Source organism: Pseudomonas sp. PMCC200344, assembly GCF_030053095.1.
GTDB classification, from domain to species: domain Bacteria; phylum Pseudomonadota; class Gammaproteobacteria; order Pseudomonadales; family Pseudomonadaceae; genus Aquipseudomonas; species Aquipseudomonas svalbardensis.
This window is the reverse complement of sequence record NZ_CP125618.1, coordinates 2,612,592-2,633,124: the sequence shown is the minus strand read 5'-3', so window position 1 is coordinate 2,633,124 and position 20,533 is coordinate 2,612,592. Positions and strand designations below refer to the sequence as shown.

At 61.0% G+C, this 20,533-nt stretch carries 16 protein-coding genes, 2 pseudogenes and 2 riboswitches; of the genes and pseudogenes, 8 read left to right on the top strand and 10 right to left on the bottom strand.

The window, feature by feature from the left end; genetic code table 11:
- Nucleotides 1-23: 23 nt before the first annotated feature.
- Nucleotides 24-872, bottom strand: coding sequence for a transporter substrate-binding domain-containing protein (locus QFW87_RS11930; protein ID WP_283190582.1), 849 nt, complete (start codon nt 870-872; stop codon nt 24-26).
- Between the two features lie 448 nt (nt 873-1,320).
- Here QFW87_RS11930 and QFW87_RS11925 point away from each other — a divergent pair, with 448 nt between their 5' ends.
- Together QFW87_RS11925 and QFW87_RS11920 are read left to right on the top strand one after the other, a co-directional pair.
- A complete protein-coding gene (locus tag QFW87_RS11925) occupies nt 1,321-1,734 on the top strand; it encodes a hypothetical protein (protein ID WP_283180468.1) in 414 nt (137 codons plus the stop codon).
- Between the two features lie 84 nt (nt 1,735-1,818).
- Nucleotides 1,819-2,262: a thioredoxin family protein gene (locus QFW87_RS11920; protein WP_283190581.1), complete on the top strand. Its 444-nt coding sequence runs from the start codon at nt 1,819-1,821 to the stop codon at nt 2,260-2,262.
- Nucleotides 2,263-2,280: 18 nt separating this feature from the next.
- On the opposite strand, the gene QFW87_RS11915 is transcribed toward QFW87_RS11920, so the two are convergent.
- Nucleotides 2,281-3,147, bottom strand: coding sequence for a LysR substrate-binding domain-containing protein (locus tag QFW87_RS11915; protein ID WP_283180470.1), 867 nt, complete (start codon nt 3,145-3,147; stop codon nt 2,281-2,283).
- Between the two features lie 103 nt (nt 3,148-3,250).
- Between QFW87_RS11915 and QFW87_RS11910 the strand changes: the two genes are divergently transcribed.
- Nucleotides 3,251-4,801, top strand: a complete 1,551-nt coding sequence (locus tag QFW87_RS11910; RefSeq protein ID WP_283190580.1) for an MFS transporter — start codon at nt 3,251-3,253, stop codon at nt 4,799-4,801.
- Between the two features lie 5 nt (nt 4,802-4,806).
- On the opposite strand, the pseudogene QFW87_RS11905 reads toward QFW87_RS11910, so the two are convergent.
- Nucleotides 4,807-5,043, bottom strand: a pseudogene (locus QFW87_RS11905) (MerR family transcriptional regulator); the annotation flags it as partial.
- Here QFW87_RS11905 and QFW87_RS11900 point away from each other — a divergent pair.
- Nucleotides 4,993-6,069: pseudogene (locus QFW87_RS11900) on the top strand (HisA/HisF-related TIM barrel protein). The pseudogenes QFW87_RS11905 and QFW87_RS11900 overlap by 51 nt on opposite strands.
- A 136-nt stretch (nt 6,070-6,205) precedes the next feature.
- Here the strand turns inward: QFW87_RS11900 and QFW87_RS11895 are convergent.
- From QFW87_RS11895 to cobW, 5 genes are all read right to left on the bottom strand, one after another.
- Nucleotides 6,206-7,852 carry a phospholipase D-like domain-containing protein gene (locus tag QFW87_RS11895; protein ID WP_283190579.1) on the bottom strand — a complete coding sequence of 549 codons (1,647 nt, stop codon included), beginning with the start codon at nt 7,850-7,852 and terminating at the stop codon, nt 6,206-6,208.
- Between the two features lie 25 nt (nt 7,853-7,877).
- Entirely contained in the window at nt 7,878-8,534 is a 657-nt protein-coding gene (locus QFW87_RS11890; protein WP_283190908.1) for a VWA domain-containing protein, read from the bottom strand.
- Between the two features lie 2 nt (nt 8,535-8,536).
- A complete protein-coding gene (locus tag QFW87_RS11885; protein WP_283180475.1) occupies nt 8,537-9,535 on the bottom strand; it encodes an AAA family ATPase in 999 nt (332 codons plus the stop codon).
- Between the two features lie 73 nt (nt 9,536-9,608).
- Nucleotides 9,609-13,382, bottom strand: coding sequence for a cobaltochelatase subunit CobN (gene cobN / locus QFW87_RS11880; protein ID WP_283190578.1), 3,774 nt, complete (start codon nt 13,380-13,382; stop codon nt 9,609-9,611).
- 3 nt (nt 13,383-13,385) lie between these two features.
- Nucleotides 13,386-14,447 carry a cobalamin biosynthesis protein CobW gene (cobW, locus tag QFW87_RS11875; RefSeq protein WP_283190577.1) on the bottom strand — a complete coding sequence of 354 codons (1,062 nt, stop codon included), beginning with the start codon at nt 14,445-14,447 and terminating at the stop codon, nt 13,386-13,388.
- Nucleotides 14,448-14,546: 99 nt separating this feature from the next.
- A riboswitch (cobalamin riboswitch) is annotated at nt 14,547-14,762 on the bottom strand.
- 97 nt (nt 14,763-14,859) lie between these two features.
- A riboswitch (cobalamin riboswitch) is annotated at nt 14,860-15,089 on the top strand.
- A 120-nt stretch (nt 15,090-15,209) separates the two neighbouring features.
- On the opposite strand from cobW, the gene QFW87_RS11870 reads away from it, so the two are divergent.
- From QFW87_RS11870 to cobM, 4 genes are all read left to right on the top strand, one after another.
- Nucleotides 15,210-15,413: a CbtB domain-containing protein gene (locus tag QFW87_RS11870; RefSeq protein ID WP_283190576.1), complete on the top strand. Its 204-nt coding sequence runs from the start codon at nt 15,210-15,212 to the stop codon at nt 15,411-15,413.
- An 11-nt stretch (nt 15,414-15,424) separates the two neighbouring features.
- A complete protein-coding gene (locus QFW87_RS11865; RefSeq protein WP_283190575.1) occupies nt 15,425-16,132 on the top strand; it encodes a CbtA family protein in 708 nt (235 codons plus the stop codon).
- Entirely contained in the window at nt 16,129-16,542 is a 414-nt protein-coding gene (locus QFW87_RS11860) for a cobalamin biosynthesis protein (protein WP_283180479.1), read from the top strand. The genes QFW87_RS11865 and QFW87_RS11860 overlap by 4 nt, the downstream gene beginning before the upstream one ends.
- A gap of 83 nt (nt 16,543-16,625) precedes the next feature.
- On the top strand, nt 16,626-17,372 hold the full coding sequence (cobM, locus tag QFW87_RS11855) for a precorrin-4 C(11)-methyltransferase (protein WP_283180480.1): 747 nt from the start codon (nt 16,626-16,628) through the stop codon (nt 17,370-17,372).
- Between the two features lie 52 nt (nt 17,373-17,424).
- Here the strand turns inward: cobM and nfuA are convergent, their stop codons facing one another.
- Complete coding sequence (gene nfuA, locus QFW87_RS11850) at nt 17,425-18,009, bottom strand: Fe-S biogenesis protein NfuA (RefSeq protein WP_008150988.1); 585 nt, start codon at nt 18,007-18,009, stop codon at nt 17,425-17,427.
- A gap of 198 nt (nt 18,010-18,207) precedes the next feature.
- A complete protein-coding gene (locus tag QFW87_RS11845; protein ID WP_283190574.1) occupies nt 18,208-20,502 on the bottom strand; it encodes a fatty acid cis/trans isomerase in 2,295 nt (764 codons plus the stop codon).
- Between the last annotated feature and the right edge of the window lie 31 nt (nt 20,503-20,533).

Sequence of the window (20,533 nt, the reverse complement as noted above, 5' to 3'; positions counted from 1 at the left end):
GGAACCGCCCCGCTCTCACGGGATCATTTGAATTCGACGGGAAAACCGATGGCTGGCGACGGCAGATCGACACCGAACCACTGCTTGAAGGAGGCGGCGTAGGTCGGGAATTCAACGCCGGTCATGGCTTCATGCAATGCGGTGTTGACGAAGTTCAGCCAGTCCTGGTCGCCGCGCTTGACCGCGCATGCGTAGGTTTGCGGGCTCCAGGCATAAGCCGGGCTGCGATAGCGCCCCTGGTTCTGCACCTTCAGGTATTTCACCGAGGACTGATCGGTGGCCGCGGCGTCGGCACGGCCGGAGTTCACCGCCTGATACATCAGGTCCACGCTGTCGTACTGATCGACCTTGGCCTTGGGCAAGGCCTGATGCACCAGTTCTTCGGCGTACACGTTCTGCAGCACCGCCACAGTCACGCTGTCGTTGGCGGCTTTGAGGTCTTCGATTTCCTTGTACTTGCTGTTGGCCGGCAACAGCAGGCCGACGCCTTCGCGGTAGTACGGCAGCGTGAATGCCACCTGCTGGGCACGGCTGGCCGTCACGGTGATGAACTGACAGCTCATGTCGACCTTGTCGGTCAGCAGGTTGGGAATCCGCGCATCGGACGACTGCACCACGAACTCGACTTTGCTCGGATCGTTGAACAACCCCTTGGCCACCATCCGCGCGATATCGATATCAAAACCCTGCAACTTGCCGTCCGCTGCCTGGAAGTGCCACGGCGCGTTGGTACTGCCCGTGCCCACAATCAGTTTCCCGCGGGCCAGCACGCTATCGAGCTTGCTGTCCGCCGCCTGGGCCACACCCATGACAGCAGCCGAAGCCGCGAGAACAAAAACACACGCTTTAAACAAGGAAGGTCGGCGATGCATGGCAAGCACTCCAGGGTGATGTTTATTCCGCTATACCGGATATTGGTATGTAACAACGGAATACACAGCAGAAAGTGTGCCACAGGATTGACGGAAAATCTTCGTGGATCCGAAAAGGCTATTAATTCAAGAGGATAGAAAAATCTGACCTGAATACTGCGCGCCATCGACCGCGGCGAGGCTGCTACCGCGGGCTACGCCCATGAGTAGCAAGGCCACAAAAGGTGCGTGGCGCACCATAAAGAAACGGCGCATGCCTGCCCGTTCGCACTAATGCGCCAGGCTACCAATTGATGACCGTTCATCGGTTTTCAGAGTTGACCTGTCAGATATGACAGTTGTGGACCGCGGGTTATGAGCGCTCAATCCGTGCAACCGCTCAAACCTTCCCTCACACGCGATTGGCTGGGCTTGCGGTTTTTGACAAACCACTTACAGGAGTTTTCACATGTCTCAACAATCCTCTACCGCTAATTTGCTGCTCAATGGTGATTTCACAGAAGAAGGCCAGCACTGGACACCGAATCCACCGGAGAAAGCCCGCTATGAAGACGGTTGTTGTGTCTTGCAGGCACCAAGCCTGATCACTCAGGACGTTACGATCGCCAGCGAGGGCGAGTTCCGTTTTTCCGTGAAAATGAAAACAGAGCGAGGCTGCGCCTGCACAGCACAAGTTTTGCTGCATCCATCATGGGAGATGCGACGCCTCGCTATCGGCGGTGGCACCCCCTGGAGCGCGCACTTCGTAGACTTCACTGTACCGGCAGGCACCAACAAAGTGTCGATCAAGCTGGAAGCAAACGATGGTCCATTCGACACTTTTGGATCGTATTTCGATGATGTGCGACTCGAGCAACGTTGAAGGCTGACCAACTGGTAGCCAGCCATCTGGCAACCAGCCCCTTCACCGCTACAACACGTGCCCATTTTGAAGACGGAGATTTCAATGAGCTCGATAACCACCCCTGCACCGCTAGCCCCGGTCTACCGCAAGGCCCTGAAAACCTGGCGCCCGGTGATCCTGTACTTCGGCAGTCAGCACTGTCCAGCCTGCGAAATGGCTGGACCGATCTTTCGCCAGATCGCCGAGCCGTATCGGCATCACGCGCAGATTTACATGCTCAATACCAGCGAATCCCCCCGCCACCCGAACGTCACCGGCACTCCGACCGTGCTGTTTTACAAGGATGGGAAGCTGCTGAAGAAGCTCAAGGGAATTGGCACTGAGCAAACCTTGCAGGAAGACTTCGCCAGGCATATCGGCAAGGTGAAACCGGCAACGGTGAACCGTAAACAGGTTCACGATCTGGCGTGGTTGCGCCAGACCCTGCGAAGGTTGCGCACTGTGCCTCGCGCAACCCGGCAGTTGAATCGGCGGGTTTGCTGTTAGCTCGCGAAGCTTTTGCGCTTAGCGATTTTTGACCTGATCTATATACCTGGCGACCGCCGCGGACTTCTCGAACCGACGATAAATCAACGACAACCACGAACTCGCCTCGCAACCTTTGATTGCCCGGTACAACACACCGGGCAAACCCACGTGGCCAACCACTGATTCGGGCACGACGGCAACACCCTGCCCCAACGACACCAACGCAATGACTGCCACCAGCCCACCCGGTTGCGCCCCCAGTTTCGGCGCAAATCCGCCTTCGGCGGCGACTTGCAAGGTGCCGCTGATTTGCTCCGGCAGGATGAACGTCTCGTTCTGCAAATGTTCCGGACCAATTTCTGGCAGACGGCACAGCCAGGACTCGGTCGGCAGTGCCAGCACAAAGCCTTCTGCGTCCAGGCGAATGGCTTCCAGGCCTTCAGGCAGGGTCATGGGTGAGCGGACATAGCCAATATCGAAACGCCCCTCGACCACCATCATCGGCAATGACGCCATGGGACTTTCCCGTACGTTCAGGCTGACGTCAGGACACTCGCGGCTGAAGGCTTGCACCTGTTTCTGCAGCAAGCCCGAATACACCGCCGAAGCCACGTAACCCAGTTCGATATGGCCAATATCCCCGCGCCCGGCACGCTGGGCGTTGTACTGAGCGTATTCGAATTGCCGCACCGTCGCCTCGGCTTCGATCACCAGCGCGGCGCCGGCCTCGGTCAGGCTGACTTCACGTGTCTGGCGCACGAACAACCTCGTGCCGAGTTCGTTCTCCATGTCCTGAATCTGTCGAGTCAAAGTCGGCGGTGCGATACCGAGTTGTTCGGCGGCGCGGGTGAAGTTGCCTTGCCGGGCAACGGCCAGAAAATAGCGGAAATGCCGTATGTCCATGGGTGCGTTAGCTCAAAGGTAATGAAGTGACAAGGCACGCCTAACAAGGGAAGCGTCAACAGACGATAAGCTGCACTGACTTTCACAGTAGAGAAACGTTGCTATGCCCGTCAAACCCAAGGTGAGCCCGCGCCTGACATTACTCACAGCCTCAGGCGTTTGCTCGCTGATTGTCCTCGACACCAACATTGTCGCCGTCACCCTGCCTACGATCGCCCGCGACCTGGGCGCAAACTTTGCCGACATCGAATGGGTGGTCAGCGCTTACATGCTGGCCTTCGCCGCCCTTTTGTTGCCGGCTGGCAGCATCGCCGACCGCTTCGGTCGACAGAAAACCCTGCTCTGTGGGCTGGCCATTTTCATCCTCGCGTCCATCGGTTGCGGTGCCGCGCCCAATGCGCTGTTCCTCGACATCGCCCGGGCGATCAAGGGTGTCGGCGCGGCCTTGCTGCTGACCTCGGCCCTCGCCTCCATCGGCCACTCCTTTCACGATGAAGTGGAGCGGGCCAAGGCCTGGGCGTTCTGGGGGGCATGCATGGGGGTGGCGATGACCGCCGCGCCGACAGTCGGCGGGCTGATCACCGAATACATGGGCTGGCGCTGGATTTTCTACCTTAACCTGCCCGTCGGAGTGTTCCTGATGGTGATGGTCTGGCGCGCCGTGCCGGAGTCCCGCGACACTCAGTCCGCACGCCTCGACCCCTGGGGCAGCCTGGCGTTCAGTGCGAGTTTGCTGTGCCTGATCTGGGGCCTGATCGAGGCGAACCGGATCGGCTGGAGCAACCCGCTGACCTACGCTCGGCTGATCGGCGGCGCCCTGTTGCTGGGGCTGTTCGTGGTGATTGAACGGATGCAGCGGCGGCCGATGGTTGACCTGCAACTGTTCAAGCATCCGCGTTTCATCGGCGCGCTATTGGGCATGTTTGCCTACGCCGGCTGCGCCCAGGTGATGATGACCCTGCTGCCGTTCTACCTGCAAAACGGCCTGGGTTTCTCGGCCATCGCTTCAGGTCTGGGGATGTTGCCGTTTGCCCTGACCATGCTGATTTGCCCGCGCATCGGCGTACGTCTGGCGCGTCGATTTGCCCCCGCCACATTGATGGCCGCCGGTTTGACCCTGGTCGGCAGCGGCAATCTGCTCAGTGCCTGGGCGGTCAGCAGCGGCGGTTACCTGCCCTTCGCCCTGGCGATTGCCGTGACGGGCGCCGGTGCCGGGCTGCTCAACGGCGATACGCAAAAGAACATCATGGCCTGCGTGCCACGGGAGCGCACTGGCATGGCCTCAGGCATGAGCACCACCATGCGCTTCAGCGCAATCGTGCTGGCCATCGGCGTGTTCGGTGCGTTGCTGTCCAGTCATACCGAGCTGCTGTTGCGTACGAGCCTGACGGCACAAGGTGCGCAATGGCTCGGCCAAACCCAGGGCATCGCCTCGCGGGTGGTGGCCGGTGACATGACGGCGGCGATGGGCCTGTTGCCGGAAACCGCGCGCACCGTGGTCGAACCGTTGGCCCGGCAAGCCTTCGTCGGTGGCTTTAGTCTGCTGCTTTGGGTTGCAGGTTTGCTGGCATTGTTGGGTGCGCTGGTGGTGGGCACGCTGATGCGCAATCCGATCCCCGCTCCGTCGACCGCAGCTATCGGCGCTAAGGCTTGAACCTCGCCAATACCCGCCAGCAGTTCGTCTTGCTTGAACGCACCGGTCGCGCTGTCCGGCAACAACTGCTTCACCTCTTCCAGGCTGAACCCGGCCTGCTGGGCGCAAAGGATGATCTTCAGGGCTTGCAACGCTTGGTCGGGATAATGCCGGTAACCGTTGACCCGGAGCTCCACCTGCCGAATCAAACCCTGAGCCTCGTAAAACCGAATGCGCGACGCGTTGAATTTGCCCACGGCCAGACCATCGGCAACCGCATCGCCAAAGCCGCGATGGAAGAGAACCTCGCTGACAGCGGGCAGGCACCTGCAGAGGCCTTGTTCCGGCTGTATCAGGCGTGGGCCGAAGGCGAGGCCGGCCTGTTGCTGACGGGCAACGTGATGATCGACCGCCGCGCCATGACCGGCCCCGGCGGTGTGGTGCTGGATGCAGCTCAATCATCCCGGCCGTCAGACCATGGCCAACCTCGGCCAGCAAGCTTGGGCGCCATCCGCAGTGGCGCTGGATCTGGGTGGGTTCTCGAAGATGTTTGCCGAGCCCGAACCCATGCCGCGCACGGCTATCTGATCAGCCAATTCCTCTCGCCCTTGACCAACCGCCGGACCGACCGCTGGGGTGGTTCTCTGGAAAATCGCGCGCGCTTGTTGTTGGCAGTAGTCAGCGCCGTGCGCAAGTCTGTGTCGCCGCAGTTTTGCGTGGCGGTGAAGCTCAACTCGGCGGATTTCCAGCGCGGCGGTTTCGATGCCGACGGTGCCCGGCAAGTCATCCAGTGGCTCAACGATCAATCGATCAATCTGCTGGAGCTCTCCGGCGGCAGCTACGAAGCCCCGGCCATGCAAGGCGAAGCCCGGGATGGCCGGACCCTGGCGCGTGAAGCGTACTTTCTGGAGATGGCCGGGGAATTGGCCCGTGTGGCGAACATGCCGGGGATGGTGACAGGCGGAATTCGACGCCTGGCGATCGTCGAACAAGTGCTCGACAGCGGCATCGCCATGGCCGGGATCGGCACAGCACTGGCGATTGAACCTCAACTGGTCAAACGCTGGCGCGAAGGTCAGAACAGTCATCCGCAACTGCCGCCGATTCGCTGGCAGCGCAAACCCCTGGCGGCACTGGCAAGCATGGCCGTCGTGAAGTTCCAGCTCAATCGCCTGAGCCGTGGGCGCAAGACCCGTCCCGATGTTTCGGCGCTATGGGCGTTGATCCTCGACCGCGTGTACATCGCCCGGCGTACTCGTCAGTACCGGCAGGCGATGGGAATGAAGTAATCCAGTAGTCGAAGATCCAATGTGGGAGCGAGCCTGCTCGCGAAGGCGGAGTGTCAGACAACATCATTGTTGACTGGAAGGCGGCCTTCGCGAGCAGGCTCGCTCCCACATTGGGGCGTCTGCCCCGCGAGTGTGTTTACCGTCCGGAAAAACGCAATCTGGATAGCTGACGCAAATCTCCATCGAGGTAATAGTCATCGGTCCAGCTGTCATCCGCTGCCAACGGATGGACCTGCTTGAGCGCGAGTTTTTTGGCGAAGTAGCGAAAGCGGTAAAGCTCGTAGAACCGCAGCAGTTCCAGACCATAACGGTCTGCCAGATCGGTATCACCGCGAATGATCAGGTAGTTCTCGTCATTGCCATTGCTGGCCGCGGCGCTGAGGTTATGGCTGCCGCTGATGATTGTCGGCGCATCGCTGGTGAAATCTGTTACCACGGCTTTGGTGTGCACCAGCAGGTTGCCCTTCTGGCCTTTCATGTTCTCTCGGAGCCAGCCTTCCAGCCCGGTGTTGAGCAGCGCGGTGGCGGCGAATTCGGCGGAGCGGTCGGCGTGGAAACCGGTGATACGGCTGGCGGTGTTTTGCAGCCCGTAACGCAAAATGTCGTCGTGGGGCAGGCCGAGCAAGGCGTTCAGGATGTCGTCGGGCAAGGCGAACGCGGTGACGAACAGCACGTCCTTTTTCGCCGCGTTGATTATCTCGACGAACGCATGCAGATCCCCTCTGCCCGAGCGCGGAGAGAAACCGGCGAACATCGGCTGCAGCGAATCCATCGGGTTATTTTGCGTGATCCAGTTTCGGGTGGCACCGACATCCGCCGGGTTAGCCCAGACCTGCTCGAAGGTGTGCAGATAGCTGACGCTGACGCGTGTGTCGTCCAGCACATGCACCACGTTGGCCTGGCGGTAAACGCCGTTGGGCGTGAAATTGGTGCTGCCGCAAAGCACCGCTTCGGGTTGACGCTGCCCCGCCGTGTCGAGCCGGCTCAGCACCATGAATTTGTTATGGAAGATGTTGTGGGTGACCCGCCCACGCTTGTTCTCTGCCGGGATTTTTTCCAGGCTGGCCTCGTTCATGGCGGTGTCCTCATCGCCCGGTTGGGCGTGATAGAGCACGCGAACGTTTACCCCACGCTCGAACGCGGCATTGACCGCATCGACAATGGCCTGCAATTCATACTCGTAGATGGCAATGTCCAGCGCCCACTGGCCATCCACCGCACGCTCGATAAACCCCAGCAAACGCCCGAGCAAACCGTTTTCCAGCCATTGCCGCGGGGCATCCGGCCAGGCTTCGATGGGCAGGTTCTTGTTGGCGCTGATCAGCGCGTCGAGCTCGGGAAACTTGCGCTGGAACGCCTGGCTGGCGGCCACTGCGCGATTGAAGATCACACTTTGGTTATTCGGCTGACCATTGTCGGAGGTGACCGTCACTTCCAGGAATTCACCCAGTTGCGGTGTATCAACGCTGCCGTAGGCCAGGTGGATTCGGTAATGGATCGTCATCCCCGGATTGACCGCGTAATCGGCCCAGCGAAATTTCTGTAATGGCGCGATATCGCTGGGGGTGGCATGAAACTGGGGAAACGTATGCACCTTGCCGGGGAAGGTCAGTCTGTTGAACAGGAACAGCCAAGGCTTGGGGCCTTGCTGTTTTTCGATGGCGAAACCCAAGAGGCCTTTGCGGCGGGGTTCGGCCAGGTCCATGGCCAACAGCACGCCATTGGTGCCGGCGTAGGCCTTGACGCGGAAATCATCCTGATCGTTGACGGCTAGAACGCGCATGACTCACTCCTGTGATTTTTTCGGCTCACTCCATATCATCGATATGTCGATATTCGGCCTGCAACTCGGTAGCGATCACCTTAGCCCGTCCAAGCCGAATCGGCCCGCGTTCGATGTCGATCAGTAACCCCGGACAATCAAGCCCCGGCAACATCGACCAGTCCTTCAATCGGCCATCGGTCACCAGCAACATACGCTGATGTTCCGCCGGAAAACGCTTCTGCCTGACCGCCAGCCAGCGCCCCGCCTCACCCAGCGCTGCCAGCAACGGCGTACCACCGCCCGCTCCCAGCCCATCTAACCAATTGCGTAACCCGGCGGAGGCTTTCAACCCTTGCACTTGCCATTTCGGCACATGACCACTGGCCGTGAGCAACGCCAGGCGCGCACGCTGGCGATAGGCATCGTCGAACAGTTGCGCGAGCAAGCCCTTGGCATCGCTCAACGCCTGTTGGCGACGAGTCGAAGCCGAGGCGTCGACGATCACCAACCACAGTTCGTGGGGCGAACGGGTGCGCAGGTGAAACAAGACATCGGCGCGTTGACGCGGGCGGCCATTTAACAAGGTGCCGGGCCAATTGATCGAGCCGCTGCGCGCCGCGTGACGTTTACCCTGTTTGCCATTGTCCAGTCGTCCGGCGCGGGGTCTGGCATTCGCCCCCGCATCAGATCGAGGGCGAATGCCTAGGGCTTTTTTGGCCAGCTCGGCACGTCACGGCGTGCGCCGACCGGGAGCGCCTGAGCGGGCATTTCACCCCATTGGCCCTCGCCTTCGCTCGGGTTCGAATGTTGCGTAGAGGGAGGCTGACTTTGTTGCGGTGCCGGTGGCGATGGCTCGCGGCGGCGATGGCGCAAGGCAAACTCGGCGACGGCGTCGATATCTTCCTCGGCGATGGTGCTCGCCCCACGCCACGCAGCGTGGGCACGCGCCGCGCGCAACCAGACCAGGTCGGCCCGCAAGCCATCGACACCGGCGGCAAAGCAGCGCTCGGTAATCTGCGCCAGCGCATGATCGTCGAGCGGGATGCTTGCCAGCGCGCTGCGCGCCTTCTGGCAACGTTCGCGCAGAGACTGCTGTTGGCTTTCCCATTCGGCGCAGAAGCGCTGGGGATCGCTGTCGAAATCCAGCCGTCGCCGGATGATTTGGCCGCGCTCGGTCGGTGCTGTGTGGCCACTGAGGGCGACGTTCAGGCCAAAGCGGTCGAGCAATTGCGGACGCAGCTCACCCTCTTCCGGGTTCATGGTGCCGATCAGCACGAACTTCGCCGAATGCCGATGGGAAATACCGTCGCGTTCGATCAGGTTGGTGCCGCTAGCGGCCACATCCAGCAGCAGGTCCACCAGGTGATCGGGCAATAAATTGACCTCATCGACGTAGAGCACGCCGCCGTCGGCCTTGGCCAGCACACCGGGGGAAAACTGTGCGCGACCCTCGCTCAGGGCGGCGTCCAGGTCGAGGGTGCCGACCAGTCGCTCTTCGGTGGCGCCCAACGGCAATGTCACGAATTGGCCGCTGGCCAGCAGATCCGCCAGGCCCCGGGCCAGGGTCGACTTGGCCATGCCGCGGGGGCCTTCGATGAGAACGCCGCCGATTTTCGGGTCGATGGCGGTCAGGTAGAGGGCGAGTTTGAGATCGTCGGCGCCGACCACGGCGGAGAGGGGAAAATGGGGGGTCTCGGTCATTTTTAAATCTCGGTCATGGTCGGTAGTTACATCAGTGCAATTCACAGGCAAACCTCATACCTGTGGGAGCGCACTAACTGTCTTCTTCTATATCGAGCAACAAATTTTCCAATGCGTCTCGGTACTCACCCGGCTCCTTCCACATCCCCCGCTGCTGCGCCTCAAGCATCCGCTCAGTCATGTCGCGCAACGCATGCGGATTATGCTCACGGACAAAATCCCGGGTCGCCGGATCCAGCAAATACGCATCCGCCAGCAACGCATACTGGTGATCGTCGATCAGCTGCGTTGTAGCGTCGAAAGCGAACAGGTTATCAACCGTCGCCGCCAGTTCAAACGCGCCTTTATAGCCGTGGCGCTTCACGCCGTCGATCCACTTCGGGTTGGCTGCCCGTGAGCGAATCACCCGGTTCAGCTCTTCCTTCAACGTGCGGATCTTCGGCAAGTCCGGCTGACTGTGATCGCCATGGTAACTGGCCGCGGCTTCACCACTGAGGCTTTCCACCGCCGCGAGCATGCCGCCCTGGAACTGGTAATAGTCGTTGGAATCGAGCAAGTCGTGTTCACGGTTGTCCTGGTTTTGCAGCACTGCCTGAACCTGGCTCAGGCGCTGAGCGAACTGCTCTCGCGCTGCGGTGCCTTCGTCAGAGCCGCCGTAAGCGTAGCCACCCCAGTTCAGATAGACCTCGGCCAGGTCTTCGCGGCTTTGCCACAGACGACCGTCGATGGCGCCCTGCACGCCCGCGCCGTAAGCACCGGGTTTGGCGCCAAAGATGCGCCAACCGGCCTGACGCTTGGCCGCCTCTTCATCCAGCCCCGATTGCACCAACGCTTCGCGCTCGGCACGCACCTTGGCAGCCAAGGGGTTGAGGTCGTCCGGCTCGTCGAGGGCGGCGACCGCTTGCACGGCGGCGTCGAACAGGCGGATCAGATTGGCAAAGGCATCGCGGAAGAATCCGGAGACGCGCAAGGTCACGTCCACCCGCGGACGGTCCAGCAGACTCAGCGGCAGAATCTCGAAGTCGTCGACTCGCTGACTGCCCGTGGCCCAGACCGGGCGCACGCCCATCAGCGCCATGGCCTGGGCGATGTCGTCGCCGCCGGTGCGCATGGTCGCGGTGCCCCACACCGACAGGCCAAGCTGACGCAGGTGATCGCCGTGGTCTTGCAGGTGTCGTTCAAGAATCAGGTTGGCCGACTGGAAACCGATACGCCATGCGGTGGTGGTCGGCAGGTTACGCACGTCCACCGAGTAGAAGTTGCGACCGGTCGGTAGCACGTCGAGTCGACCGCGACTCGGCGCACCGCTGGGGCCGGCCGGCACGAAGCGGCCGCTGAGGGCGTCGAGCAGACCGCGCATTTCCGCCGGGCCGCAGGCGTCCAGTCCTGGAGCGACGACTTCACGCAGGCTATCGATGATGGCTTTCACCTCTGACCATCCTGGCGCGTTCAGCTGCTCAACCTCAGTAACCAAGGCTTGCTCGATCAGGTGCGTGGCGAACAGTTCCAGACGTTCGCGGGTATCACCTGCCGTGCGCCAGGCTTCATCGGTGAGGGTTTGCAGTTCAATCGGACGCGGCCCGATCCAAGGCTCAGCAAGCGCACAATCCAGCGGATCGAAGCCCAACGTGAACGCCTTGGCCAAGGCTCGCAGCAGACTCGATTGCGCCCCACGTCCATCTCCACGCGGAATACGCAACAACGCCAGCAAGGTGTCGATGCGCAAGCGCCCGGTCGGCGACTCGCCAAACACATGCAGGCCGTCGCGGATCTGTGACTCTTTCAAGTCGCACAAATACGTGTCCAGACGCGGCAACCAGATCGCCGCATCGGCATCACTGTCGAGTTTTTTGTCCAGTTGCAGTTCGCGGTCGATGTGTGTATCGCGCACCAGTTGCAGGATGTCGCGCTGCAATTCCCGGGCACGGCGCGGATCGAGCAATTGCGCTTCGTAATACTCGTCGGCGAGTAATTCGAGGTTGCGCAACGGGCCGTAAGTTTCGGCGCGAGTCAGCGGCGGCATCAGGTGATCGATGATCACCGCCTGCGTACGGCGCTTGGCCTGGGCGCCCTCGCCCGGATCGTTGACGATGAACGGATAGATGTTCGGCAACGGCCCGAGCAGCGCATCCGGCCAGCAATTCTCAGAAAGCCCGACGCCCTTGCCCGGCAACCATTCGAGGTTGCCGTGCTTGCCGACATGGATCACACCGTGGGCGCCGTAGGTGTTACGCAACCAGAAATAGAACGCCAAGTAACCGTGAGGCGGCACCAGGTCGGGGTCGTGATACACCGCGCTCGGGTCTACCTGATAACCCCGCGCCGGTTGAATGCCGACGAAGGTCAGGCCAAAGCGCAGCCCGGCGATCATCATTCGCCCGCCACGGCACATCGGATCGCTTTGCGGCGTACCCCAACGTTCCAGCACGGCCTGGCGGTTGGCCTCGGGCAAGGCGTTGAACATCAGGTTGTAGTCGTCCATCGACAGGCTTTGATGACACGGACGTTGGTCGAGGGTGTCGAGGTCGTTGCTGACGCCACCGAGCAACTGCTGGATCAACGCGGTGCCGCTATCAGGCAATTCGGCCGGCAGCGGATAACCTTCTTTATGCAGCGCACGCAGGATGTTCAGCGCCGCCGCCGGGGTGTCGAGGCCCACGCCATTGCCGATGCGACCGTCGCGGGTCGGGTAGTTGGCGAGGATCAGCGCGATGCGTTTTTCAGCGTTGGGCACCCGCGCCAGATCAATCCAGCGCCGCGCCAGTTCGGCGACAAAATCCATGCGCTCCGGTTGTGGCCGATAGCAGACCACATCGGATTGACTGCGCTCGCTGCGCCAGGCCAGGTCTTTGAAGCTGATCGGTCGGCTGATGATCCGCCCGTCCAGTTCCGGCAGCGCGATGTGCATCGCCAGATCACGCGGACCGAGGCCTTGTTCGCTGGCGCGCCAACCGGGTTCGTTGTCCTGGGCACAGATCGCCTGGATCACTGGAATGTTGCGACGAAACGGTCGCAAGTGCGGCGCTTCGGGGCTGGATTGAGCGAAACCGGTGGTGTTGAGAATCACGCCGGCTTCGACTTCGTCCAACAGGTCCTCGACCACCGTCAGGCAGCCGGGTTCTTTCAAACTGGCCACGGCAATCGGCAAAGGGTTTAACCCTGCCGCCTGCAAACGCTGGCAGAAAATATCGATGAAGCCGGTGTTGGCCGCCTGCAAGTGCGAGCGGTAAAACAGCACCGCCGCAACCGGTTGACCGGCCTGCCATTCGGCTTGCCAATCCTTCAGCTCCGCGGGGCTTTTTTTCGGGTGGTAAATCGCCGTGCGTGGCAGGGTTTGTGGCTCGGCCCAGGCGTAGTCGCGGCCCAGCCAACGACTGGCGAGGCAGCGGAAGAAATCCAGGGCATTGCTCATACCGCCCTGACGCAGAAACTGCCAGAGTCGATCGCGGTCGCAGGCAGCCACCGTGCTCAGCTCGCCGAGTTCGGGGTCCGGGCGGTCATCGCCGGGCACCAGAATCAGTTGCACGCCGCGCTCCGACAGTTGCACCAGTTGCTCGACGCCGTAACGCCAATAGGCGATGCCGCCGTGCAGCGAAATCAGAATCACCTTGGCATGGCGCAGCACTTCGTCGACATACAAGTCGACCGACGCGTGGTTCTGCACCTGCATCGGGTTAGCCAGGCGCACGCTCGGGTAATCGTCGGGCAACTGCTGTGCGGCTTCGGCGAGCAGCGCGAGGCTGGAGTCGCCGCTGCACAGGATCACCAGCTCGGCGGGGGTTTGCCCAAGGTCGGCAATGTTGTCATCCGACACGAAACCGCCGGGCTGGGTCCTGAGCAGGTGCATGGCTTAAACGCTGAGCGCAGCGCGCAATTGCGCTTCAAGCAGAGTGGCGTCCAGCTCCTGACCGATCAAAACCAAACGCGTGGTGCGCGCTTCATCGGTGCCCCACTGACGGTCGAAATGCTTGTCGAAACGTGTGCCCACGCCCTGGATCAGCAGGCGCATCGGTTTGTTCGGGATCGCCGCAAAACCTTTGACGCGCAGAATGCCGTGCTGGACCACCAATTGGGTCAGCGCATCCAGCAGCAGGCTTTCGTCGGCTTGAGGCAGTTCGATGGAGATGGAGTCGAAGGCATCGTGGTCGTGATCGTCTTCACCTTCGTGGTGGTGATCGTGATGGCTGTGACGGCTGTCGATGTGTTCTTCAGAACCGGCACCGAGGCCGATCAGCACGTCCAGTGGCAGACGACCGCTGCTGGCTTCGATGACTTTCACCGCTGGCGGCAGTTCTTCAGCGACTTCCAGGCGTACACGGGCCAGGTCTTCAGGGCTGATCAGGTCGGCCTTGTTGAGGATCACCAGGTCGGCGCTGGCCAGTTGGTCGGCGAACAGCTCGTGCAGCGGCGATTCGTGGTCCAGGTTCGGATCGAGTTTGCGCTGGGCATCGACCTGGTCCGGGAACGCCGCGAAGGTGCCGGCGGCGACCGCTGGGCTGTCGACCACGGTGATGACCGCGTCAACGGTGCAGGCGCTGCGGATTTCCGGCCACTGGAAGGCTTGCACCAGCGGTTTTGGCAGGGCCAGGCCTGAGGTTTCGATGAGGATGTGGTCGAGGTCGCCGCGACGGGCGACCAACTCGCGCATCACCGGGAAGAATTCTTCTTGAACGGTGCAGCACAGGCAGCCGTTGGCCAGTTCGTAGACGCGGCCGTTGGCTTCTTCTTCAGTGCAACCGATGGAGCACTGCTTGAGGATTTCGCCGTCGATGCCCAGCTCGCCGAACTCGTTGACGATCACCGCAATGCGACGGCCCTGAGCGTTGTCGAGCATGTGCCGCAGCAAGGTGGTTTTGCCCGAGCCGAGGAAGCCGGTAACGATGGTGACGGGGAGTTTGGCCAGTGTTTTCATCGGATGCCCTTTGGCAAGGTGGCGGGCATACGGGACGACAATCGCTGCGACGGATGCGCGCGCGGAAGAGTTCGCCACCGGATCACCCCGCCCGGTTGTAGTGAGAATCTGTGTCGAGGCAGGTCTCCTGGCTGACGGTGTGCCGGGCTTGTGGGCCTGGCATTCACTGCGCCTTCCCGCGAACCCGTTGCACAGGGTTTGCAGTGGCGTGGCAGCGAACATCACCGTTCACAGTTGCGGGGGCAGCCGCGGCATCGACCGCGTTCCCTTCTTAGCTTCGGCAGACGCCGAAGAACCTCGAAAGCGCAAGGCTACGCATCGTGTGGGGGCGGGTCAATCACTGAGCATGCCGCCCGCGATCAACTCAAACGAGAACCCTTGCCAATTGACGCCCAACCCCCGCCCATGCTCTCCTACACGCCTTGTTACGGGTGCCCTTCACAGGGTGAAACGGGAAACCGGTGAATCATGTGCTTTACTCTAAAGTCATGTCAGTCCGGTGCTGCCCCCGCAACGGTAAGCGAGCGAAGCGTCAGATCCACTGTGCCAGCAGTTCGGCATGGGAAGGTGATGCTTGCAGGTCAAGGCGAAAGCCAGTGCCCCTCGTGAGCCCGGAGACCGGCCCGCAACACAAAGTGACCATTACGCTCACTGAATAACAAACCCGCGGTGGGCGGGCGCTGTTTGAACCTCTGCGTGCCCGACTCGCAGGGATCTTCCATGCGCTCTATATCACCCGCTGACAGACCAGAGGGAAGCGCCATGTCGATCATCAGCAGTACCGGCAGCAACACCGATAAGAGCACCGCCAGCAGCACCAATACCCTGACTCAACGCCTGACCGTCGCCCTGTGCGCGTCGATCCTGGGTGCTAGCCTTGTGTATTTCGCCGGTTTCTCGCACATCGAAGCGGTGCACAACGCCGCTCACGATACCCGCCACAGCTCCGCATTCCCGTGCCATTGAGACCTGCCGACATGATCAAGCGTATTGCGCAAACCGCAGGGTTCACCGGGCTGCTGGCCGCCCTGTTGCTGACCCTGCTGCAAAGCTTCTGGGTGGCTCCACTGATTTTGCAAGCCGAGGCTTACGAAAAATCCGAGCCCGCCGCTGTTGAAGTTCACGAACACGCCGCAGGTGCTGTCGCCGCTCACACCCACGATGCTGAAGCCTGGGAACCGGAAGACGGCTGGCAGCGCGTGCTGTCCACTACAGGTGGCAACCTCGTGGTCGCTGTCGGTTTCGCCCTGATGCTCGCCGGTCTCTACACCGTGCGCGCACCGACCAAAACCTCCCAAGGCCTGCTTTGGGGTTTGGCCGGTTACGCGACGTTCGTGCTGGCACCGACCCTCGGTCTGCCGCCTGAGCTGCCGGGCACTGCCGCGGCTGATTTGGCGCAGCGGCAGATCTGGTGGATCGGCACGGCCGCCTCCACCGCGGTCGGCATCGCATTGATCGTGTTCAGCCGTCACTGGCTGATGAAAGTGCTCGGCGTGGCAATCCTGGCCGTTCCTCACGTGATCGGCGCACCACAACCGGAAGTCCACTCGATGCTGGCTCCGCAAGCCCTGGAAGCTCAGTTCAAAATCGCTTCGCAGGTGACCAACGTGGCATTTTGGCTGGCCCTGGGCCTGATCAGTGCCTGGTTGTTCCGCCGCAAAAGCGATGGTCAATACCACGCATGACTGAGATCAGCACAGCGCCGACGTTAGTGGTCGGCCTGGGCTGCCAGCGCGGCTGCCCTGTCAGCACGCTGCGGGCGCTTCTCGATCAGGCGTTACAGGCTCATAAAATCGAACTTCACCAGATCAAGGCCCTAGCCAGCATCGACCTGAAGCGCGAAGAGCCTGGCTTGATCGAACTGGCCAAACAGCTTGAGTTACCGTTGATGTACTTCAGCAGCGAACAATTGGCCGGTTATCAACCGCAACTCAGCCACCGCTCGGACATCGCGTTCGAACGCACCGGCTGCTACGGCGTCGCGGAAAGTGCCGCCCTGGCCCTGGCCGAACACCTGGCCCAGGCACCGGCAAAATTGCTGATTTCACGACAAAAATATGCCCAAGCCACCTTGGCATTGGCCGGCGCTGCATAAAATCCCCGATAATCCCCGTCTTTGATCATGAGCAATCTTCATCTGAAGTCTTGCCCAGCCCCTTTTTCTCACAGGAACCGACGATGACCGTCTACTTCATTGGCGCAGGTCCCGGAGACCCGGAACTGATCACCGTCAAAGGCCAACGGCTTATTCGCAGCTGCCCGGTGATCATCTATGCCGGCTCCCTGGTGCCCGCCGCCGTGCTGGAAGGCCATCGCGCCGAACAGGTGGTCAACAGCGCCGAATTGCACCTGGAACAAATCATCGAGCTGATCAAATCCGCCCATGCCAATGGCCAGGACGTGGCCAGGGTGCACTCTGGCGACCCGAGTCTTTATGGTGCGATTGGCGAGCAGATCCGCTACCTGCGCGAACTCGACATCCCGTTTGAAATCATTCCCGGCGTCACGGCCACGGCGGCCTGCGCGGCACTGTTGGGCGCGGAACTAACGTTACCGGACGTGTCGCAAAGCGTGATCCTGACCCGCTATGCCGACAAGACCGCGATGCCCGCCGGCGAAGAGCTCGGCAGCCTGGCGCAGCACAGGGCGACCATGGCGATCCATCTGGGGGTCAATCATCTGGAGAAAATCCTGGCCGAATTGCTGCCGCATTACGGCGCGGATTGCCCGATCGCGGTGATTCACCGGGCGACCTGGCCGGATCAGGATTGGGTGGTGGGGACGCTTGAAGACATTGCCGCGAAGGTTGAAGCCAAGGGGTTTCGGCGCACGGCGTTGATTTTGGTGGGCCGGGTTTTGGGCAGTGATCACTTCAGTGAGTCGTCGTTGTACCGCGCGGGGCATGCGCATTTGTATCGCCCATAAAAAAACGGCGTTCACGGGGCGCCGTTTTTTTTGTCTGCAGCGAACACCTTACTTAGTAGTAGGCGTTTTCTTTCTGCGTGTGGTCGGTGACGTCACGAACACCCTTGAGCTCGGGAATGCGCTCGAGCAAGGTGCGCTCGATGCCTTCGCGCAAGGTAACGTCTGCCTGACCGCAGCCCTGGCAACCGCCGCCGAACTTCAGCACGGCGATGCCGTCTTCGACCACATCGATCAGGCTGACCTGACCGCCGTGGCTGGCCAGCCCCGGGTTGATCTCGGTTTGCAGGTAATAATTGATACGCTCATTGACCGGACTGTCGGCGCTGACCATCGGTACTTTGGCGTTTGGCGCCTTGATGGTGAGCTGGCCGCCCATACGGTCGGTGGCGTAGTCGACTACCGCATCGTCCAGGAACGCTTCGCTGAACGAGTCGATGTAAGCGGTGAAGCTTTTGAGCCCCAGCGCCGTGTCTTCGGGTTTTTCTTCGCCCGGCTTGCAATAAGCAATACAGGTTTCGGCGTACTGGGTGCCAGGCTGGGTGATAAAGACGCGGATGCCGATGCCTGGGGTGTTCTGCTTGGAGAGCAGATCAGCCAGATAATCGTGGGCGGCGTCGGTAATGGTAATAGCGGTCATGGAAACTCCTCGCAGGCTTGGGCGCAGTTTACGCCAATCATCGCGCCGTACAAAGTCCTAGTATTTTTGTCGGGAAAGAAACGGAGATCCCCTGTAGGAGTGAGCCTGCTCGCGATGGCGTCAGTGCAGCAAAATCGATGCTGACTGTAAGGATGCTATCGCGAGCAGGCTCACTCCTACAGGAGGAAGCGGTCGGACTCAAAGATTCTCGTACCGGTTCATGTCCAGCACGCCCTCTTCCACCGGTTCGGTCTCATGGACGTACCGGCTCAGGTCATGGAAGTAGAACCAGAACTGCGGATGGCTGCGGCGAATCCCCCAGCGCTCGACGATTTTTTCAAACCGATTGGCGTCCTTGGCGTTATCCATCTCGTCCACGAACTCAGGCACTTGCTCGGCTGGAATGTTGAACATGAAGTTCGGATAGCTGCTGAGCACGCCCGGATAAATAGTCAATGTGTCGAGCCCTGGCTGATACCGCAGGGATTCACCGAGCAGGAACGCGACGTTACTGTGCGCCCGGTTACGCAGCAGGCTGTAAACCTCACGCTTTCCGCCCGCGGTTTCGATGCGCAGCAGGGTCGCTTCCGGCAACTGATCGATAACCTTCAGTCCGGCCGCCGGACGCGAAGTCAGGCGACTCAACGCCTGTTCGGCGCTCTGCAAGGCCGGATCTATGTTCGGCCGCGAGCAATAAGCACCGTCACAACGGTTGATCGGATCCGGCTTGGCGTTGAGGTCGCCGTAACGGGCCAGCAACTGCAGGGCGAAGTCGCGTTTCGGGTCCTTTTCGTCCAGTACCAGTGCCGTCGGTTTGTCGTTGTCGATGGCCTCGTAGTCCAGCCACATCTTGAATTTGCCGCCGCTCTGATACCAGTCGTCGAGGTAGTCGTCCCGCGAGTCGGCTGGCATCAGGCGAAGGAAGTTCTGCTCGGCGCCGTTGCGGATCAGGTCGAAGTACAGGCGCGTTTGCGCCTGATGGGAGACGTTGCCGAACACGTCGAAGTTGACCGCCAACTGATAATAGGTGCGCTCCAGCAGCGGGAAGTCGAACAACCACATCGTTTGCGGCACGTCACCGATCAGGCCTTTGTTCACTGAGGCACTGTCAAAATGCCGGAAGATCGTCAGCAAGGCGTTATCGTTACCGGCCCATAAGGTCGACCAGCTCGGCGCCGGCGCATCGGCGTAACTGTCACGGCGCAACGCCTCGTACTCGTTACGCTTGTCGCGGTAGTCATGCCACAGGCTCAGGACGCTGCCGACATCGTCGTTCTGCCCCGGCATCGCCAACAACGGCGTGGCCTGGCCGCGGTAGTTCGGATCGATGATGTAGAGGTCGTGTTCAGGCGCCTGGAACAGTGCCCAGAAGTTATCGCGGATCACGTCGGTGGCGATCTGGCCGCGGCACACCGGGCCGCGAATAAACGTACGGACGAAGTATTCGGCGTTATCGAGCATGAATTGATAACGCGCCTGGGCCGGGATCGCCTCGAACGTGGTGAACGGATTGGCCCGACGCTCCGGCCCGTAGCCCGGCAAGGCGTTGACCTGCCAGTTGCCGTTATAGAAGAGACTTTTGATCCGAGCCATCTTCGCCGCGCTCAACGGGTAGGTGATGTGGGTCTTCTGCACAATCACGCCTTGCACCGGCCACAAGCGGTAATACACCTGAGTGCCCGGATCGTCATTCGGGCGGCGTGTACTGATCAGATCGATAGGCTGGCCGGTCGGCGTGCGCGAACGCACCCACTGAAAGAAATGCCCCGGCTCGCCGTCCTTGAAATACAGATGAGCGAGAAACCAATGCTCGAACAACCAACGCCCCACCAGGCTTTGCCGTGCGCCCGGTGCGTTGAGCAGGTTTTCCCACTGCACCACCTGCAACGCCTCTTTGGCGCTCGGTACAAGACCTTGCTCGTCAATCGGCGCGCCGGACGCGAGCCAGCGCTGGAGCGTCTGGTATTGCTGGTCGGTCAGGCCGGTGACCGCCAGCGGCATGCCCTCTTTGGGATGTGATTTGGCGTAGCCGTCAAACTCGGCCGGCAGGGCGCACATGTTGTCCCGGTTCAGTCCAAGGACGATGTCCTCCGGCAACCTGGCGTTGGGTTGCAAGGGGGTTTTGTGGCCCTGCTCAAGCATCCGCGCCATCAACGCGGCCTGACTGCCCTGAGCATCGAGCACCGAATAGAAGTCCTTTTGCTGCCAGGCGCCTTTACCGAAGGCGTCATAAAACAGCCGGGTCGGCGCGGCAGCCTGGCGGCGCTCGCCGTCGTAGACCGGGATCTTGGTCGCGCCACGGGCAGCCCCTTCGCCACTGCCCAGGTTGAGCTGACAGGCGGAGTCATAGCAGGCATGGCAGGCCACACACTTTTCGGTGAAGATCGGTTGAATGTCGCGACTGTAGGAAATGGCAGAGGAAATGGCCGGATCCTGCGCGGCGGCGCCCCAGCTTAAAAACAGCAAAACCATGCTGATGACGCGATAAGACATATCCCTGGTCCCAATCTTGAAAAACGCCGCG

Excerpts from the sequence above, each read along its gene's own strand:
- QFW87_RS11920 (WP_283190581.1), top strand. The coding sequence starts at position 1,819 with ATGAGCTCGATAACCACCCCTGCACCGCTAGCCCCGGTCTACCGCAAG.
- QFW87_RS11870 (WP_283190576.1), top strand. The coding sequence starts at position 15,210 with ATGTCGATCATCAGCAGTACCGGCAGCAACACCGATAAGAGCACCGCC.
- QFW87_RS11885 (WP_283180475.1), bottom strand. The coding sequence starts at position 9,535 with ATGACCGAGACCCCCCATTTTCCCCTCTCCGCCGTGGTCGGCGCCGAC.
- cobM (WP_283180480.1), top strand. The coding sequence starts at position 16,626 with ATGACCGTCTACTTCATTGGCGCAGGTCCCGGAGACCCGGAACTGATC.
- QFW87_RS11910 (WP_283190580.1), top strand. The coding sequence starts at position 3,251 with ATGCCCGTCAAACCCAAGGTGAGCCCGCGCCTGACATTACTCACAGCC.
- nfuA (WP_008150988.1), bottom strand. The coding sequence starts at position 18,009 with ATGACCGCTATTACCATTACCGACGCCGCCCACGATTATCTGGCTGAT.
- QFW87_RS11925 (WP_283180468.1), top strand. The coding sequence starts at position 1,321 with ATGTCTCAACAATCCTCTACCGCTAATTTGCTGCTCAATGGTGATTTC.
- QFW87_RS11845 (WP_283190574.1), bottom strand. The coding sequence starts at position 20,502 with ATGTCTTATCGCGTCATCAGCATGGTTTTGCTGTTTTTAAGCTGGGGC.
- QFW87_RS11895 (WP_283190579.1), bottom strand. The coding sequence starts at position 7,852 with ATGCGCGTTCTAGCCGTCAACGATCAGGATGATTTCCGCGTCAAGGCC.
- cobN (WP_283190578.1), bottom strand. The coding sequence starts at position 13,382 with ATGCACCTGCTCAGGACCCAGCCCGGCGGTTTCGTGTCGGATGACAAC.
- QFW87_RS11860 (WP_283180479.1), top strand. The coding sequence starts at position 16,129 with ATGACTGAGATCAGCACAGCGCCGACGTTAGTGGTCGGCCTGGGCTGC.
- cobW (WP_283190577.1), bottom strand. The coding sequence starts at position 14,447 with ATGAAAACACTGGCCAAACTCCCCGTCACCATCGTTACCGGCTTCCTC.
- QFW87_RS11915 (WP_283180470.1), bottom strand. The coding sequence starts at position 3,147 with ATGGACATACGGCATTTCCGCTATTTTCTGGCCGTTGCCCGGCAAGGC.
- QFW87_RS11930 (WP_283190582.1), bottom strand. The coding sequence starts at position 872 with ATGCATCGCCGACCTTCCTTGTTTAAAGCGTGTGTTTTTGTTCTCGCG.
- QFW87_RS11865 (WP_283190575.1), top strand. The coding sequence starts at position 15,425 with ATGATCAAGCGTATTGCGCAAACCGCAGGGTTCACCGGGCTGCTGGCC.